Origin of the sequence: Rhodoferax sp., from assembly GCF_018063565.1 — a bacterium.
GTDB lineage: Bacteria > Pseudomonadota > Gammaproteobacteria > Burkholderiales > Burkholderiaceae_C > Rhodoferax.
Map to the genome: position 1 here is coordinate 1 of NZ_JAGPBB010000048.1, position 18,452 is coordinate 18,452.

Sequence of the window (18,452 nt, forward strand, 5' to 3'; positions counted from 1 at the left end):
ATCCTCGGTCGGATCAAACCAGATCAGCGGTGCCAGGTCCGCGCCTTGATTCCACAAGGCGGCATGTTCGGCACACAGCACCAGGCAGTAGCCATGGCGCACGGTCGGCTTGGCCGCAGGCTTGCCACAAGCGATGCAGATTTCGCTGGTTGTTTGTGAGAGCTCAGAAATCAATTGGCCGATCCGATCGAGCCGCTCGTTCACTGGACATTTTGGCTGCACAGTCTGTGCCTGCAGGCCAAGAACACCCTGGGCTCCAAGGATGTCGACCCAAACCGGCGCATACGGGTTCGCATCCCCATGCGGGCTTGCGCTCCAGTAGAAACGTCCGCTGCCAAACTTCTCCTTGATCTGGAGCCAGTGAAATCCCAGCTTGTCATGGCCCAGGATGGCGTCAATTTGCACACACAGGCACTCAAACAAAGGCATCCACCCTCGGGCAATCGAGAGTCCCAGATGCTTGCCCTCGAACATGTAGGCAAAGCGATGTGCCAGTTGCTGTGGTGTAGTCATGTTGTCATTGCCCGCCTTGATTCGTCCTGCATGGCAGTCCTTGATAAGTTTGAAGTTGATGATGGTTTGCCCGCCAAAAAGGTCGGACATTTGGAGTGAAGAGGCTTCACCCCACCTTGCGTTGGCGCATCAATACAGGAGCCAGATGTGCATGAAGAATGTGGGTGGTTGAGGCCGGTGACACCCCTGAGTGACTGCGCAGACAGCGCAGCGCTGCAAGCCCGGCGACTTTGCAGCACGGGTGTCCACCCATTGTTGGCGTGGACACCTTCTTCGCCCATCCCCACTATTGCCGATACCCCCCCTACCCCCCAGTGCCGATTTATCCGACACCGGTTGGTGGGCGCACACCTCAATGTGCCGCCTTGCCCCAGGAGTGCGCATTCTTGAGGCTGTAAATGCCAAGGTTTTGGCAAAACTGAAGCTGTTCCTGTGGCGGTGGTATGGTGTAGGGTGCCGGAAAGATTTCCACTATCTCCACATCCGAGGACGATAGAGGTTTGATCTGATCGCCGTTGATCAGATTGTCATAGTCCTGATCCTCCAGAATGAGCTTCAAAATTCCGATTTTGAACACCTCTGCGTAGGTTCTCATTTCAGGCGGCCAGACAAACTCCCGGGATCTTCTTTCGGCATACGCAAAGTAGGACCGATTGGCAAATCGCCGATGTGAAACCGCCTCAAAGATCTGGCGTTGCCAGTCATTGGAGCTCAACTTCAATTCAACCGTCGCGGTCTCCACAAAGATGCCAGTAAAGCCCTCAATGGTACGAATGCCGGCAACATCAGGATTGCCCCATTTCCCGCCCAATTTACTGTTGGAGATATCGGCGGCCTGATAGCCGCCGGCCAGCAGCATTGATACCAGCACGGAATACAAGGCGGCCTCTCGAGCCACCCGAGTCCTTGGGCTCGAACCATCCACGATGATCTGAGGTGCTCCGCCTGGATTGTCAATCAGCGCATCAAACCCTTGAGGCGTGCTGACCTTTCTCTCGTCAATGTAATACCCCTTTCTCTGGCCTTCGCTGTTCAGAGGTGATTCAGGATCACGAACGTGTTTGGAAAGATACTGCAGAAACGTGTCACGCTGAGATTCAGGAAAAATCTCCTCTCCCAGAGCATCTACAAGATCCCCGAAAGCAATCCTTGTTTCATCCCAAATCTCAGTTCCCGAGAGTCTTCGATTGGCAATGGTGATGCCATTGACCGGTTTTTGCAACACGTAAAGGGATGCGGTCAGCGCCCGGTCGTAATAGGTAGCTTTCAAGACCAGCTTATTGAGGCAATACGCCTCATCCTGATAGTCCAGGTACTTTCCCTGAGGCTGATATGGATTCGTGAAACACGAGTTGAGGACTCTGGAACCCGGGTCAGCAATTTGGACAGATCGGACGCACTTTGTTCCGATTGGCATTGAACTGGGATTACCAAATGGGCTGGTGGATTGAACAGTCTTGGCAGTGGACGAAGATACGCTGGGTTTGCTGACGATACACATGAAAAATACTCCTAAAAAATAAAATAACCAATTAATTAAATAAAATAACAACTTGACTTGCATTCGATACGCTCTCCACGATTGGACTTGTACTATTGGATCCAAGCCAACCGACCATCGGCCTTATGGGCCGCCTTGTCTGACCTCTTTCAATTTCATAATGCTCTCCGTTGGGTTAATAAAAAATGTGTCGACAATTGCTAGAGTTGCAGTAGCAACCAACATCTGGCATCAAGGTTTGTCAGCCGAGCGTTTGATGTCACAATTGACGTGACAAAAAGCCTTCTTAAGCATCTTTTTGTCATCCACAACGAAATTGTATCATTGATTTGTCGTTTAGGATGCAATTTTGATATTTATAGTTAAATAATTATTTGGAGTGTGACTTGATCAAGTGTCATCTTTCCCGCTTTATGGGGGAGCGCAAGCTAAAAATTAGCGATGTTGCACGCGATACTGGCTTGCATCGCAACACCATCACGCTGCTGTACCAGGAGACAGCCAACCGAATCGATATCGAAGCAATGGATTGCTTGTGCAAATATTTCGGTGTAGGTGTGGGGGATTTATTTGAGTTCATCGACAATGATTCGCCCATTTCTGTTGCTAAATCCTGACACTAACCTTCATTAATTGGTATCAGTTCTTCGGTTTGGGTACATTTTTCTGGCCATTGAGCAAATTTCTCTTTCTCAATATTGATACATTAATTAACTGCAGACAGATACTGATGTTGGTGTTATCTGATGCAGGCAGACTTGCTATGGGGCTGTTTACCCTGCCCTGTGTCCCGGTACATGACACTGACCGTGTCTTTCGCCTCATTACTTCAAGTTGATTCATCACCGGTGGTCCGATGCGACAACGGTGCCTGTTCAAGTGAGTTTCAGATGTGACTTTGAAACAACATTCAAGTCTTCGGGCAAGAGATTTCGGCCGTCTGCGCGATGTGCACAGTCAGGATCGATTGCTCAATGCCGATACCGACCAGTGTTCTTTGGCTCATCTCGGTGGCCTTTCCATTGACTTGTCCTATAGACAGGTCATGCAGCTCATATATATAGAGAGAGTGGCTTGATGGTCAAAGGCCGAACCAGACCAGACCAGGCCAAGATCCGTCCTGATCTGGTCTGGTCGATTCGTGATTCGCAAAAATGATCACGATGGAATAACGATTGACTACTGCGCAACCAGGCGCTCAACAACCCGCTCCCCAGCATCATCACTGTCGTGCTCGACATCACTGGCCGGCGTGGTGCCTTGGATTGGAAAGAGTCCATTGATTTTGTCGATAAGACACAGACAGTACGCCTGGCGCAAATCCATCATCGAGTCGCGCTCAAAGCGGTCCTGGAGGTATTGGGTCAGTGCGGATACTTTTTTTACCGGATCGGGCTGTGCCTTCCAGCGCATCAGGCTGCGTTGCAAATCCCTGACCCAGGCAAGTTTCTTGACTGAATTCTCCTTCGAATCAAAATGCATGGCCGCTTCTTGCTGTGGCCAATTCTTCAGCAGCACATGCAGTCGTGCCTCGAGCAGATGGACCAATGCAGAACCACCGCCTGCACCGGCGCACAAACTGTGCACCAACTGCGACATGATCACCTGATCGTGCGCGCTCAGATTTCTGGCTAAATGCGCTGCCAACTCCCCTGTGAGCACCATACCGGATGCCATGCTCGTCCTGGACCAGTGAAACAGAAGTTGTGTGTCCATCTGCACGCTTCGCGTGCCCCAGTGGGCGTTGGCCAGCACCAACGCCGCAGCACTGGCACACATTTGCCCGGCGTGCACGTGGATGGGCAAGTTCTTGCGCCTATAGCACTTGATTTGCTCCATCAGCGAGCGCATGGCGTTGAAATCACCCCCGGGACTGTTGAGCTTCAAGGTGATTTCATTGAACTTGTAGTACTCAAAGCCCAGTTCGATCTCATGCCCAAGATCCTGGACGGACTCGGCGTCGATCGGACCTGTCAACACGATCGACAGAGACTGCTCATTCATGGAGACTTGGATGCGTTGCATGATCGGGATCCTTCTATGTGTTGTGATGAGGTTTGAGGTTGACCGGATCCTTTTCTTCTTGGGTCTTGTCGGTCAACCTCTTTGCCCCGGCCGTTTCTGCTCTGGCCACCTGTGCTCGTTAACTTGTGGTTGTTAACTTGTGGCCATCAATATGTTGTCATTCGCCGTTGGCTGATTTCCTGGTGTAGCGGTACATGCCCCATTGGCCATCACACATGAAGTAGGCCAGTCCGATGGGCAGTTGGGCCACCGGTCGCACATCCGCAACGTGGGGCCTGCCAACACTTGCGGGCGGGATCCACTGCCGCAGTGCGGCCTGGGTGAAGCCGTCAAGCGAGCGAAAGATCATCTTGGTGGGCGAGTTGGCCACGATGATGTCGACTGCCAGTTGGGGTGAGGTTTCACCACTTTGCAGCAAGGCATGCTCCAGCGAGGCGAGCGACTGCGTGGACAGAACACAGTTGACTCTGTAGGCGCGGCATCGATCCAGAAAGGACTGCTCACCGGTGTCGCGGTCGGAGGTGATGAAGCGCTGAAATTCATCGGCCACATAAGCCAGCGGGCGCAGCATGTTGCGGCGCATCAGCACATCGGCAAAAAACCGTGACTTCACCAACCGACCCGTCATGTCGCCAAAATAGTTGGCCCGCGGCTGCAGCACAATCACCTTGGCACCCTCAAGCAAATCCTCGATGCTGCAGTGCTCGGGTGTGCTTCTCGGGTACAGGTCGGTGCAGATCACGTTGGTGATTTCTGGTGCACTCAGATCCGAGCACATTTTTTCGGCATTGCTGATCCGGTAGTTGAGCTGCACGTGCATTTCGTTGTCGCTGATGTAGCTCCCCAGAGGCGATGCATGCTGTTGCGGACAAAGTTTGAGCAGCACATGCGAGATGGCGTACACCCGCTCCAGATCGACCCGACTATTGGCCGCCAGTTTGTAGACGGCCAGCAGGTTGGCCCACTGCGAGTGTTGCGTGCAATCGAATCCTTCGAGTAGCGAGCGCACCACGCCCCACAGCAATACGCCGCATTGGCGCTCGAAACTGCGATCACTGGTCAGCATATTGATATTGAGCCGGTGGCCTTTTTCCTGCCAGATGGCAGCATCTCCCGCACATCGGATGTCCACCACCTTGGCCAAGGTGCGGTAACGCTCCTGCAGTCCTGCGTCATCGCCTTCCTTGAAAAAACTCAGTTTGTGTCCGTCACCGAGTCGAAACAGCCGCTGCGATTGGCCGCGTTTGGCCAGTTCGTCGACACAGACCTGAAGCAGTTCGGACTTCGGATCAATGACCAGCATGCCCATGGACTGGGCTTGTGCGTTTTGATAATGCAAAAAACTCTGCAGCAAAGGCTTGACGCCGCCATAGGTTTTGCCAACACCGGTTGCGCCGGAGATGAAGGTATGCACCAGGGCACTTGGGTGAATGCTTTCGCGTGCGAGCACCTGCCCATCACGAAACTCAAAGTCAGGCTCAAGTGCATCGTAGGCGATCGGTCTGGGCAGCACTTCTTGCGTCGCAGCGCGCTGCGGTGTGCATACACCAAAGGTGTTGCCAATGAGTTTTTTGTACAACTCGGGCAACACCCGGCTCAAAGCCCACAGGACAAAGAAGCTGAACTCCTCTTTGGCGTTGCTGCTGTGCAGCACAAACTCATTGAGTGCGCCATGGGCGTCGTTGTGCTCATGCCAGATCGTCAGATCGTGCTGGCACGCCAAGGCGTATTTGACCGAACGCGAGGTCACTGTTCCCCGGGGTGTGATGGACATCATGGGAAAGCGCATGAGCCGCTCAACCAGATTCACGCTCAGAGGCAGCGAGAAAACCGCCGCCAACGGGTCTGACCTTTGCCTGCTTGCACCCTGCATTGGGCCACTTTCGTCATACATGTTGACGATCAAGCCGGACTCACGCAGTCGGGCCGCCGCCGCTTCAGCCTGGGGGTCGGCGCGCCTGGATTTGTCTTTTTTAGGGGACAGCGGCGTTTTTGTTGCCGGCGCGTGACACAAAAGTTTGGCGTTTTCTGCAGCTTCTGACATGATTTTGGGCTCCTTTGGTTTCTCCAAGCCTGTAGTACAACGCCGCTGCGCTTGGGAGCCAATCACAACTTTAAGGGCCAGGATCATGAAAAGTAGAACCACCAACACCGCCAAAACCACCACCAACTTCACCAAATCCCGCAGGCCCAGTCAGGCTGGCAAGGCGCGCATGGGTCGCCCCGCCAACGCGAAGTTCTATCAGGACTGTGTGTCCCAGACGCGTGAACTGATGAAGGCGATCAAGGCTGGCGCGCCCGACACGTCTCACCGTGAAATCGAGTCCAAACTGGGCATTGGCAGAGATGAGACCGGGGCGTGTTCCGGCAGGTATTTGGGCCGCTACCTGAACTCGCCCCAATCAAAGAGCCGTGCTGCCTTGTTGCCTGATCGGTTGTCTCAGATTGCGCAAAAGGCCAAAGACCTGGGTTGGATCGGCCAGGATGAAAAACTTGGCTGCATCACCAAGCCCGGGCCATTCAGGCATCTTGAGGTTCCCGACGGTGAGTTGCTCAGTGAGCGCATTGTCGATCTCAGGACCGAACAGGAGCGCTTGCTCAAAGCGCAGGCTGGTGCAATTGCCGCGCTGGACAATCTGGTGACCCAGATTGCCGCGTGCAAGAGGGCAGCATTTGTGCACAGCGCAACCGACGTGCATGATGCTCAAGAGGTCGATGTGTTGCTCGATGGCATGTCATTGGACCTCGAGGGTGTGATCAAAGCACTTGGCGCGGCCCGCGTGGTGAGTGAAGAGGCGATGCAATCGGGCGGCAGGTTCTATTGATCTATTGGATCAAGGGTTAACTTCTTGAGGATGCAAACGCGGCATCCTTGGGACCGCAACTCTGTCCGAAGCAAGCTGGACTCGCTCAAACCCTGCCGTCAAAACAGGCTGGATAGCCACTCAACAAAAGTTCTGACGGCATGGCTCCCTGATCCAAAAGGTGCGCGGCGATGAACTCTGGCCATGTCGCCAGTCGATCCGACCTCGACCCTGAAACGTACACAGCTTGACCGATGTCAGAACAACGGCAGCAGCTCCCCGTCAACAGACGCGTCAGGCAGAGTGTCAGGAACAATCTATATTTATATACAATACTCCAGCTAATAAATGATATTAATCATTTAATGACTATTGATTAACATCGATATTATCTGGAATGCATTACCGACTCGACGAAATATTCTGAGGCGCTTGCCTGTCGCATTAACTTACAAAACTCACAAATGAGCCAGACTGGCGTCGACAGACCAGGCGCAGGGTCGACCAATGACTCGGACATGGTTGCACACTCAGTTCGCACAAGCAGGCTGAGCGTTCAAAACTTCAATGCCATGAACCCGTGAACGCCTGACCAGGCATCTCAGGTCCCGGTCTTGCATCAATCGCGGCAAGCGTCCCAAAAAATCGGACGAACGACTCGAATTAACCCTCTATGTGCTTATTACCCGGAATGAACGAGGGGGGTCCGGTAAAAAATGTTGCAAATACCGGAATGAAAAAAAGGGTCCGGTAAAAAGTATCGCAAATACCGGAATGAACACAAACTGCACCAAACTGGTGCAGTTTGTGTTCATTAAAAACGAGGCAAAAAGCCTCGTCAGACCCCTTGATGTAATAAAGTTACAAACGGGTTCCTTATTACCCGGAATGAAAGTTACATAACTGGAACAAAATTCCTTATTACCTGGAATGAAAGTTACATAACCCGGAATGAAGACTCAAAAAGATCCCATCTTGCTGCAGCACCAAAGACACCACTTTCCTGGGCACGCAACGGAACATTGTCTTTCCCTTCGACTATACGTATAAATTATTAATTTTATATAATTTACATTATATGATATATTATATATGCTATTAATTTATATTTAATATATAATAATTATATATATCTTTAAGTCAGATAAAGTTAATTAACTATTGATTAACATGAAATTTGACACAACAATAAGATGCCCGCTTTCATGGCATTATCTTAAATAACCAAGAGCACTTTTAACCGATTATCTCAACTGCCATGATCGCATGTCCTGAATAGAGTTGCTACCACAATATTGCCAACCAAAAGCCAATAGCTCTTTTGAGTGGGTAGTAGACTTGTAAGGGTGAAAGATCTGCACGCAATGGTCTGCGTGACCGACATTGAGACCTCAATGGATATTGTGGAAGGCCGTGATCGGTGATTCGGATTCATCTTGGCCAACCGTTATGGTCGATGGTGACCGATTTGAGCTTCTGACCAGAACGACCGGTCACGACGCCAGAATGACCTCTTACACCAGTCGGTCACCTGCTGTGTTTCCTGGTGTGATCTGATAAGGAATCTGCAAAGATTTATTTGAGTCTTCCTCCCACTCGACGAATCGACTGATACAATCCCACGATTGCATCTTAAATCGAGTATTAAATATACTAAGCTCGTTTTTAGAAACATGTTTGCTTTTTTGTTGCCTGTTTAATGATCGGTAAATCGTAGATAAATGATATAATCCTCGTTTTTAAATTCATGAAAGTCCGCCAGTCCGCCATCCTCTCGCCTTGTCAACTCGAGGCGTGTGTTCACCTGGGGCAGCTACTCGCCCGATTGCGCCTGGCCCGAAAAGTCAAACAGTCGGACGCCGCATTGCGAGCCGGACTATCCCGCAACACGGTGTATCGCCTTGAAAAGGGAGACCCCGGACTCGCGTTGGGGCAAGTATTGCGTTATCTCGAAGCCATCTCGCCCAGCAGTACCCTGCTGGACCTGTTGACCGAAAAGGACCCTGCCTTGCGGGTGCTTGACGCACGCGAAAAAACCAAACGAGTTCGTGATCTGACGGTGGCTGAACGAGAAGAACTCGACTTTTGACAAAGCACCGTTATGGCCGCTAAAGAGTCAAAACTGATGGTCTTCGCCCACCTTGGCCAGGAGTGGAAACCCTGCGGGCAATTGCTGATGACCGAAGAAGGCAACGTGGTGCAAGCCTCAAGCTTCGCCTACGGCACGCGCTATGCACTTCGACCAGACGCACTGGAAGTCGACCCAGTGAGCCTAAGCCTGCGCGCCGGCGAAGATGTGCTGGGCAAGCGACTGCTACCGGCCAAACAATTGCCACTCTTCGGCGGCATTCGTGACGCTGCTCCAGACTCCTGGGGACGCCGCATCATTGAAGCTAGACTCAAGGTGCCGGCCAATAGCCTGCCGGAATCCCAGTACCTGCTGCACGCCGGCAGTGACCGCGTTGGTGCTCTCGACATCCGCGCCAGCATCCACGACGGCCCAAGTCAAGGTCCGAATTACCCACACGACCTCGCGCACCTCATGGAGGTTGCCGACCACTTCGAAGAAGGGCAACCTGTACCGGCGAACCTAGAAGCCATCTTTATGGCAGGGACCGTACTTGGTGGCGCAAGGCCCACGGCATCGGTACGAGATGAGCGCGGCGTGCTGTGGCTAGCCAAGTTTTCCAGTCGCAAGGACAGCTTCGATGTCCCCGGCGTTGAATGCGCCGCGCTGAGGTTAGCCGCAAAAGCAGGCTTGCACGTTCCCGCACTCCACACCTTTACGCTCGGCCGTCGCAAGGTCATGCTCATTAGACGCTTTGACCGCTACTGGCTCACACCGACAGCTGAACCAGCTGCCGTTAATGACCTGTTTCTCACGCAGCCGGGCGACATGCGGGTCGAGCAACGTCTGGGTTTCGTCAGCGGCCTGACCATGCTGGCTTGTGACGAAACCGAATCTCGCACCAAGGCTTACACCGACCTCGCTCAAGCGGTACGCGACCATTGCCATATAGATTTCATCCGCGCGGACAATGCAGAGCTTTACAAGCGCTTGATCTATAACATCTTCGTCAGCAACGACGATGACAAACTTCGAAATCACGGTTTCCTGTGGGACCCCAAACTACGCGGATGGCGCCTGAGCCCGTTGTACTACGTATTGCCCCGCGCAAGCCATGCCACCGAGCGCTTTCTGCATCTGGGCGTTGGCCCGCAAGGGCGACTGGCTACGCTGGACAACGCCCTCGCTACGCACGCCAAGTTCAACCTCACACGGTCCCAAGCCGCGCAGCTGATGGCCGAAGTCTGGAGGCCGGTGATAAAATGGAGGTTCTACTTTGAACAATTCGGGGTATCGGCTGCGGAAATCACCAAGATTGCTCCCGCATTCCGACATATAGACGACGTGTCAACGCCCGAGCTACGCAGGCTGTTGCCCTAGAACCACCGCATTGCACACGCGCTTTGCGCTGATGCGTGCGATCAAAGTCCGGGTCATGGGGATCTCAGTGCCGTCAGTTCACGCGCAGGAATTTTCCAATGGCACGCTTGCGGTAATAATCTGTCCGCTCCATTGACCCTCTCCAGCCTTAAGTGCAATCATTCCGGGATCCTGAACTTCATGCCCCACTGGCCAGCCACCGATCCCGCCCAAGGCGTTGCTGACCGCTGGGTCTTTTACGGACTGCTGGCGCTGCTGGTTTGGGCGCCACTGCCGCTGGGTAGCAACCGCTTTTGGGCCATTGGCCTGCTTCTGCTCATCGTCAGCGTGCTGCTGCTGGGTGCGCTGCTGGCGTGGTGGCGCTACCCGGTGCTGGCCTGGCAACGCCTGAGCCTGTTCAAATGGCCGCTGGTGCTGTTGGCCTGCATGGTCAGCCTGTCCTGGCTGCAAACCCTGCCCCTGCCGCCAAACTGGGTTGCCGCCTTGTCGCCGCAGGCAGCCGCCGCGCAGGCAGGTGCCGACGCCATGACCCTGTCGATCGATGTGTACCAATCGCGTGTCATGGCCAGCCTGTCTTTCGTTTACTTTGGCGCATTTTTGCTCGCTGCGCTAACCGTGCGCCAGGCCAGCCGGCTTGACATCCTGGCACAAACACTGGTCTGGAGCGGTGTTGCCCAAGCCGTGCTGGCGGTGGTGCTGTTGTCCATCAAGGCGGATTACCAGATATTTTTCGTCCACCTGTCCCATCACGACGCCATCGGCAGCTTTGTCAACCGCAACCACCTCGCCGGGTACCTGTGCATGACGCTGTCCATCGGCATTGGCCTCATGCTTGCGCGCCTGAGTGGCAGACCCGTGCGCCACCATGGCTGGCGTACGCGGCTCCTGGCAGCGCTTGAATTTGTGCTCAGCCCCAAAATGCGCCTGCGCCTGCTGCTCATCATCATGGTCATTGGCCTGGTGCTCACCCGCTCTCGCATGGGCAACTCGGCGTTCTTTGCCGCCATGCTCATTGTGGGTGCGATGGCCATTGTGCTGGCCCGCAAAACTGCACCGCAAACCATCGTACTCATTGCCAGCCTGGTCATCATCGACGTGCTGGTCATCGGCACCTGGGTGGGTTTGGAAAAAGTGGTCGACCGCATTCAAGGCACTGAAGTCCGCATTGCAGACGGCGGTGCCTCAGAATCTATCGAAGCCCGCTCCGAGGCTGCCCGCACGGCACTGGCCATCGTGCGCGATTACCCGCTTGTGGGCACCGGAGGCGGCAGTTTTTACAACATTTTTTTAAGTTACCGCAGCCCACAATACGAATACAGCTTTGTCGACCACACCCACAACGACTTTGTCGAAATCGCCACTGACTTCGGGCTGACCGGACTGGGCATTTTGGGCCTGCTGGTGGCGCTGACATTGGGGGTGGCCCTGCGCACCTTGGCCAGCCGCCGATCACCACTACCCTGGGGCATTGCCTTTGGCGCGACCATGGCGGTGACGGCCCTGCTGATTCACAGCACCGTTGACTTCAACCTCCAGGTTCCAGCCAACGCGCTGACCATCGTTGTCGTTTTGGCCATGGCCTGGTCAGCACGGACGCTGCCCTCCAGTGCAGAAAAACCACGCACGGCCCACTCAAAAGCAGCCAATCTGGCCTGATCCTTGCTCAGCTAACTACAATAGTCTTTGCTCGAATAACAAAAAATACTTGATTTAGTCTGACCGATGGTTGGGTTGGTCTGACAGATACGGTTTCAGGGAGGAAAAAGATGTTCGCATCCATGGCGGCGGCGTTTCTGCTGTCGGTCTTCATTATCTTTGCGCTAATGCCACTCGCGGTGCAGTGCGGGCTGGTTGACGCACCCTGCATTCGCAAGCGCCACACTGGTGTCGTCCCGCTGGTTGGCGGCTTGGCCATCTACCTGACCCTGGTGGCGCTCTGGCTGGCGTTCCCGTTCTGGCAAGCACAAGACGGAACCTGGTTGATTGCCCTGGGTTTACCGTTGCTGCTGGTTGGCCTGGTGGACGACCGCTGGGAGGTCTCTGCTTCCAAGCGCCTGCTCGTTGAGGTGGTGTGCTGTCTGGCCGCCATCGTCTACTGCGGCGTTCGCATCGACAACCTTGGGTCGCTGCTGCCCGGAATCGGCGGCTCGCTCGTGCTACTGGCCGTACCCGTGTCCTTGGTCGGCATGGTGGGCGCCATCAACGCCATCAACCTCACCGATGGCGTAGACGGTCTGGCCGGTGGCCTGTCGGCGTTGACCTTTGCCGCCCTGGCCTTCATGGCCTACCCTGATCACCTTGCAGTGGCGCTGCAACTCACCAGCATCGTTGCCACCCTGGTCGGCTTTCTGGTGTTCAACTCCCGTTTCTTTGGCCGCAAGCGCGCCGCCATCTTTTTAGGCGACGGTGGCGCTATTTTTATTGGCTTTGCCATTGTCTGGTACCTGATCAAGCTGTCGCAAGGCGAAGGCGCCGCCATCACCCCGGTATCGGCGTTGTGGCTGTTTGCCGTGCCACTGCTTGACACCGTCACCATCATGACCCGGCGCATGCTGCGTGGCCACTCGCCTTTTGCGGCCGACCGCGAGCATTTGCATCACATTCTGTTGTTGGCTGGCTTTGGTGCATCTCGCACCGTTTTGATCATTCTGGCCTCACACCTGGTGTGCATTCTGGTCGGCATTGCCAGCATCTACCTCAAGGTGCCTGACTGGATCACCTTTGTCACCTTCATGGCCATGGGGCTGACCTATTACATGTCCATGCACCACGCCTGGAAGATCATGAAAAAAATCAAAAGCTTCAGAGAGTGGGCTGGCTTTGAGTGCCGGCGCAACGAAGACCGTGGTGCCAATGGCCGCCGCCTGACCCATGAGCGCCGTGTTGCAGCCCGCGCCAGCTATCGTGAGCAAGAGCGCCGCAACCAAAACGACCGCCGCGTCGGTGCCCGACGCTGAATAAAAGGTAAAAGGGGACGCTACCCTTTTTTCTAGAACGCCCGATTGAATTTGAGCGTATCGCCAATGCGGGTTTCTGCATCACACACCACATTCTGAGCGGCGCCCAGCGCAGTTCTGGCCAGGGCGGTCACCGTAATGAGCGCGTTGCCGCTCGAATCAATATCAAAGTCGATACTGGGCGAACAGGCATGAAAAGTACTTTCGCCTGTCAACGCGGCATGGGTACCGATCATCGCGCCCTGATACAAAACCCAAGTGTCCAGATTGGCATTGGTGACTTTGCCAAAAGTGCCAACTACGGAAACTCCAGTGACACCGCTGATCGTGAACAAGGCCACGATCAGGCTTGCCCCATTTTGATGAACCGAGGCATAAGTACTGGGACTTGATACAGACTGATAAATGCCGTCATACGGTCCTGCAGCCATCGCTGAAGCGGCCATGGACAGCGTCAAGCCAATGCCGGCCAGCTTTTTGGAAATTGATTTCATAAAGTCCCCCATAGAAAATTGACGGATTTTCAGCTAAACGCTTTGCCACGTCCATCAGATAAAACGGACAGCATCCCTTTTTCTCCTCAATCATGCAAGTTTCAAAATGGGGCAATTCACTTGCAGGGCGCTTTCCGGCAGGTTTCTCCGTTGATGATGCCTCTCTCCCAACGCATCCATCAAGGCCGCATCGATTCTTTTGACGGGATGCTCCCGTTTTGCTCTGATTCGGTCCCCGATGGGTTTGGCTTGCGCTTGATGAACAATGGGCTCGGCTTGGCCGGGCACAAGCTTACCGAACTCACTCCCGTGCGCCGGCTAGCTTGGGTTGGCGAGCACGGGCGTTGGAGCTCTTGCCTACAAAAACATCATATGTCGATGTTTCCGGCTTGCAGTGCGTTGGTCTCGATGAATTCGCGTCGGGGCTCGACCTCGTCGCCCATCAGCATGGTGAAGACTTTGTCGGCTTCGATGGCGTCGTCGATCTGCACCCGCAGCAGCGTGCGCACGGTGGGATCCATGGTGGTTTCCCAGAGCTGCTCGGGGTTCATTTCGCCCAGCCCTTTGTAGCGCTGGCGTGAGCTGGTGCGCTCGGCCTCCGAAGTGAGCCAAGCCATGGCTTCGCGGAAATCAGCCACTTTTTGCTCTTTTTGGCGCTCACCTTCACCACGCATCACCTTGGCACCTTCGCCCAGCAGACCCTTGAAGGTTTTGGCTGCCTCGGCCAGAGCGGCGTAGTCGGCACCATGGGCAAAGTCTTGCGTCAGCACGCTGCTCTTGATGTTGCCGTGCAGGCGGCGGCTGATGCGCAGGATGGGCTTGTCGGTGCGCACGTCAAATTCACCCGCCACTTCGGCATCGGGCAAAAAGGCTTGCAAGGCAGCGGCGGAGATTTCGGCATCCGTTACCGTGTCAAGGTTCAACGGCACGCCATCGGCAATGGCGCGCAGGGCCGAGACATCCATAAAATTCCCCAGGCGGGCAATGACCGCTTGCGCGATCTGGTGCTTGCGCGCCAGTTCGGCCAAAGTGTCTCCGTTTAGCGTGGTGGCGTTGTCACCGCCGGTGAACACCGAGGCATGGATCAGCGCGATGCGCAGCAGGAAGTTGTCGAGGTCGCTGGGGCCTTGCAGGTACAGCTCTTCTTTGCCGGCCTTGACCTTGTAGAGCGGCGGCTGGGCAATGTAGATGTGGCCGCGCTCCACCAGCTCGGGCATCTGGCGGTAGAAAAAAGTGAGCAGCAGCGTGCGGATGTGCGCACCGTCCACGTCGGCATCAGTGTTGTGGCAACAAAGACCGCCCATACCGGCCACAAAGTTCTCATCACCCTCGACTGAAAAGTCGTACACATTGCCATTGCTGGCAGATACAGGCTCGATCGACGTAATGGGCAGTGCCATGAGGTCACCGTCCAGATTTTTGAAACGACGATTTTTCTCGTTGCTCGCCGTGCTCTCAAGCGTGGTACGCAGCGCGGGTGCCCGGTGATGGTCGCGCCAAACGGGTTCTAGTCGGCGTAAATCATCTTTGGAGCTGACACTGATGGTCCAGTAGGGTTGGCGGGTAACACAAGGTTTGCCACGCACGCTGCGCTGCACACCGTCAGGCTGATGCTGAGACAGGGAGGCCACCACGCCAAGTGAGCTTAACAGGTACATCAGGCCGCTGGCCAGGTCGTACGACGCGGTGGTGAAGGAAATCAGCCGTTGACTGACAGTGCCGTCACCAATCAGGTAACCCCGCAAAAAGGCCAGCCGTAAGTGTTCGCTGACGTTGAAGATCAGGTCCGGGATGCGCTTGGTGCTTGAGACAGCGCCCTCGAAGCCAAACAAATGCTGCCATGCCAGTGCCGCAACACGATTGACCATCTTGAGCTCGGCGGAGCGACCACCTTGCTCATACAGGATGGCGCAGTGTCCGAACACCTGGCCGAAATGGCGGGTCATTTCGCCAGCAAATCCCTGATTGCCTTTGCCAATGGACAGACGCACACCATTGCGCGCAGAACATGAGCCTTCAGCGAGGTAGAAGCCCAGCAGGGTCAGCAATGGAGTATCAACTGGGACATGGCGAGTTAGCCCATGGCTGGCATAGTGTTCCGGGGTCAGTGTGAGGTCGGTGCGATGTGCAAACCAGGCCAGATCGTCGGCGTCAAGCTCGCTCAGGCGCACCCGATCGCGCACCAGATTACGTCCAGAAGGGCGCGATGAGCGGGCCCAGAGTTCCTGTAGCTGGCTGCTGCCAACGTTCACCCTTTGCAGATACTCATCCTGATTGGCGCCGACAGCGTTGAGGTAGTCGGTGAAGTTCTGTACGGTTGGGCGAGAGGCGCCGCGCTCCCATGCGTAGAAAGTGACAGGCTGACGAATGCCAACCGCTTCGCATAGTTTTGTGTTGCTCAGGCCGCTGGCGCGCCGCTGCGATGCAAGCTCATTGCGCACGTCGCTGGGGATGTCCACGCGCGGACTGGTCAGGGCGGCATGTTCGCCGTGGCGGGTCATCACACGGGCACGACACCAGTCCTGTACGGCAGGACCGCGCAGCCAGATTTGCCGGGCAGCATCGGGCACGCCCCAAAGGCGCTCAATCAGGTCAAGTTGGGCAGGAGCCTGTTCAGGCAGGCGCATCGTACGCGGTGCCACAACGCTGTCGCCCACGCGTAGCTCGTCACCGCGCTTGAGCTTGACTTCATCGCCTTCGTGCACAAAGACGCTGTGACTCGAGGTGACGCGCACACTTCTTCCGTAACTGGTACGAACGCAGTACAGGGTTTCGTCCAGCGGATGGCGGATCACTGCCTTGATGGGTTTGAAGCCGACCTCGTGACTCTGGAGACCGAAGCACAGGACATCGCCCAGCGCCGTATCTTTGACTTTGGCGACACCGTGCGCGTCTTCAGTTACACCGTGTTGCTGCAGGGCTGCGTCGATGTAGGCACCAATACGCACCATGCGTGTGCCATTCGCATCGTCGCGAACAAACACATGGTCATCGCCGTCCACACTCATGATGATGATGCGGTGGTAGCGCAACTTGGCGACGTCAAAGTCGTCGTTGCCGGTGCTGCCACCCGCCTTTCCGATGCCGGTGCCCAAAGCGGTGATGAGCGTGAGAATCTCGTTGCTGGTGAGCAACTTTTCGTAACGGGCTTTTTCGACGTTCAGGATTTTGCCGCGCAAGGGCAGGATGGCCTGGAATTTGCGGTCGCGCCCCTGTTTGGCAGAGCCGCCGGCGGAGTCGCCCTCGACGATGTAGATCTCGCACAGCGCCGGGTCTTTTTCCTGGCAGTCGGCGAGTTTGCCGGGCAGGCCCATGCCGTCGAGCACACCTTTGCGCCGGGTCAGGTCGCGTGCTTTGCGGGCGGCCTCGCGGGCGCGGGCGGCTTCGATGATTTTGCCGACGATGATCTTGGCGTCATTGGGGCGCTCCTGGAGGTAGTCCCAAAGCAGTTTGCTCACAATGTCTTCAACCGGACCACGGACCTCGGAGCTCACCAGCTTGTCCTTGGTCTGGCTGCTGAACTTGGGCTCAGGCACCTTGACCGAGAGGACGCAGGTCAGGCCCTCGCGCATGTCGTCACCGCTGACTTCAACCTTGGCCTTTTTGGCGAGTTCGTTGTCGTCGATGTACTTGTTGATGACGCGCGTCATGGCCGCGCGCAGGCCAGTGAGGTGGGTGCCGCCGTCGCGCTGCGGGATGTTGTTGGTGAAACACAGCACCTGCTCGTTGTAGCCGCTGTTCCACTGCATGGCCACTTCCACGCCAATGTTGGTATTCTGGTCGCTTTGGCGGTCGCCCAGAGCGTGGAAGATGTTGGGGTTGAGGATGGTTTTGCCTTTGTTGATGAAATTCACAAAGCCGCGCACGCCATCTGCGCCGGAAAAGTCGTCTTCTTTGGCGGTGCGCTCGTCTTTGAGGCGGATGCGTACGCCGTGGTTCAGAAAGCTGAGCTCGCGCAGACGCTTGGCCAGCACCTCGTAGTGGAACTCGTTGTTTTGTTGAAAGATGTCGGTGTCGGGCAAAAAGTGCACTTCGGTGCCGCGACGTTCGGTCTCGCCGATCACCTTCATGGGCGACACCTCGACGCCGTCAGCCATATCAGTGAGGCGGTTTTGCACAAAGCCTCGGCTGAATTCGAGCACATGCACCTTGTGGTCGCGCCGCACGGTCAGGCGCAGCATTTTGGACAGGGCGTTGACGCAGCTCACGCCCACGCCGTGCAGACCGCCCGAGACCTTGTAGCTGTTCTGGTTGAACTTGCCGCCGGCGTGCAATTCAGTCAGGGCAATTTCGGCGGCGCTGCGTTTGGGCTCGTGTTTGTCGTCCATCTTCACGCCGGTCGGGATGCCGCGGCCGTTGTCGACCACACTCACCGAGTTGTCGGGGTGGATGGTGACCAGGATGTCGTCGCAGTGCCCCGCCAGCGACTCGTCGATCGAGTTGTCAACCACCTCAAACACCAGATGGTGCAGCCCGGTGCCGTCACTGGTGTCGCCAATGTACATGCCCGGGCGCTTGCGCACGGCTTCGAGACCCTCAAGAATTTGTATGGAACCTTCACCATAGGCTTCAGAGGCACCCACCTGGTGGGCGTCGATGGTGGGCTGAAAATTGGAGCTGTCAGCCGTGCCCTCGCCCGTGTGGACAGTGTTGTCGGTAGGCGCAGCGGGCTTGTTTTCTTCGGTCATGAGGCACTCGTGGGTCAGGTAA

At 55.5% G+C, this 18,452-nt stretch carries 12 protein-coding genes; 6 read left to right on the plus strand and 6 right to left on the minus strand.

Annotation, left to right across the window (positions count from 1 at the left end):
• Together KBF66_RS12030 and KBF66_RS12035 are read right to left on the minus strand one after the other, a co-directional pair.
• The coding region (locus KBF66_RS12030; protein WP_296656803.1) for a hypothetical protein at positions 1–603 on the minus strand (603 nt) is incomplete at its 3' end.
• A gap of 262 nt (positions 604–865) precedes the next feature.
• The gene (locus tag KBF66_RS12035) at positions 866–2,014 is read right to left on the minus strand and encodes a hypothetical protein (protein ID WP_296656806.1); all 1,149 of its coding nucleotides are present in this window, start codon (positions 2,012–2,014) and stop codon (positions 866–868) included.
• Positions 2,015–2,400: 386 nt separating this feature from the next.
• Here KBF66_RS12035 and KBF66_RS12040 point away from each other — a divergent pair, with 386 nt between their 5' ends.
• Entirely contained in the window at positions 2,401–2,631 is a 231-nt protein-coding gene (locus tag KBF66_RS12040) for a helix-turn-helix transcriptional regulator (RefSeq protein WP_296656809.1), read from the plus strand.
• 562 nt (positions 2,632–3,193) lie between these two features.
• Here KBF66_RS12040 and KBF66_RS12045 read toward each other — a convergent pair.
• Positions 3,194–4,039 (minus strand): ATP-dependent Clp protease proteolytic subunit, encoded by an 846-nt coding sequence (locus KBF66_RS12045; protein WP_296656811.1) that lies wholly within the window; start codon positions 4,037–4,039, stop codon positions 3,194–3,196.
• A gap of 157 nt (positions 4,040–4,196) precedes the next feature.
• Positions 4,197–6,083: a hypothetical protein gene (locus KBF66_RS12050; RefSeq protein ID WP_296656813.1), complete on the minus strand. Its 1,887-nt coding sequence runs from the start codon at positions 6,081–6,083 to the stop codon at positions 4,197–4,199.
• Positions 6,084–6,168: 85 nt separating this feature from the next.
• Between KBF66_RS12050 and KBF66_RS12055 the strand changes: the two genes are divergently transcribed.
• From KBF66_RS12055 to KBF66_RS12075, 5 genes are all read left to right on the plus strand, one after another.
• Complete coding sequence (locus KBF66_RS12055; RefSeq protein ID WP_296656815.1) at positions 6,169–6,864, plus strand: hypothetical protein; 696 nt, start codon at positions 6,169–6,171, stop codon at positions 6,862–6,864.
• Between the two features lie 1,726 nt (positions 6,865–8,590).
• Positions 8,591–8,932 (plus strand): helix-turn-helix transcriptional regulator, encoded by a 342-nt coding sequence (locus KBF66_RS12060; RefSeq protein ID WP_296656818.1) that lies wholly within the window; start codon positions 8,591–8,593, stop codon positions 8,930–8,932.
• A 12-nt stretch (positions 8,933–8,944) separates the two neighbouring features.
• Positions 8,945–10,291 carry a HipA domain-containing protein gene (locus KBF66_RS12065; protein ID WP_296656820.1) on the plus strand — a complete coding sequence of 449 codons (1,347 nt, stop codon included), beginning with the start codon at positions 8,945–8,947 and terminating at the stop codon, positions 10,289–10,291.
• Positions 10,292–10,471: 180 nt separating this feature from the next.
• Positions 10,472–11,947, plus strand: a complete 1,476-nt coding sequence (locus KBF66_RS12070; protein ID WP_296656823.1) for an O-antigen ligase family protein — start codon at positions 10,472–10,474, stop codon at positions 11,945–11,947.
• 110 nt (positions 11,948–12,057) lie between these two features.
• The gene (locus KBF66_RS12075; protein WP_296656826.1) at positions 12,058–13,248 is read left to right on the plus strand and encodes a hypothetical protein; all 1,191 of its coding nucleotides are present in this window, start codon (positions 12,058–12,060) and stop codon (positions 13,246–13,248) included.
• A gap of 32 nt (positions 13,249–13,280) precedes the next feature.
• On the opposite strand, the gene KBF66_RS12080 is transcribed toward KBF66_RS12075, so the two are convergent.
• Entirely contained in the window at positions 13,281–13,742 is a 462-nt protein-coding gene (locus tag KBF66_RS12080) for a hypothetical protein (protein ID WP_296656827.1), read from the minus strand.
• A gap of 368 nt (positions 13,743–14,110) precedes the next feature.
• Positions 14,111–18,430 (minus strand): DNA gyrase subunit B, encoded by a 4,320-nt coding sequence (locus tag KBF66_RS12085; protein ID WP_296656830.1) that lies wholly within the window; start codon positions 18,428–18,430, stop codon positions 14,111–14,113.
• Between the last annotated feature and the right edge of the window lie 22 nt (positions 18,431–18,452).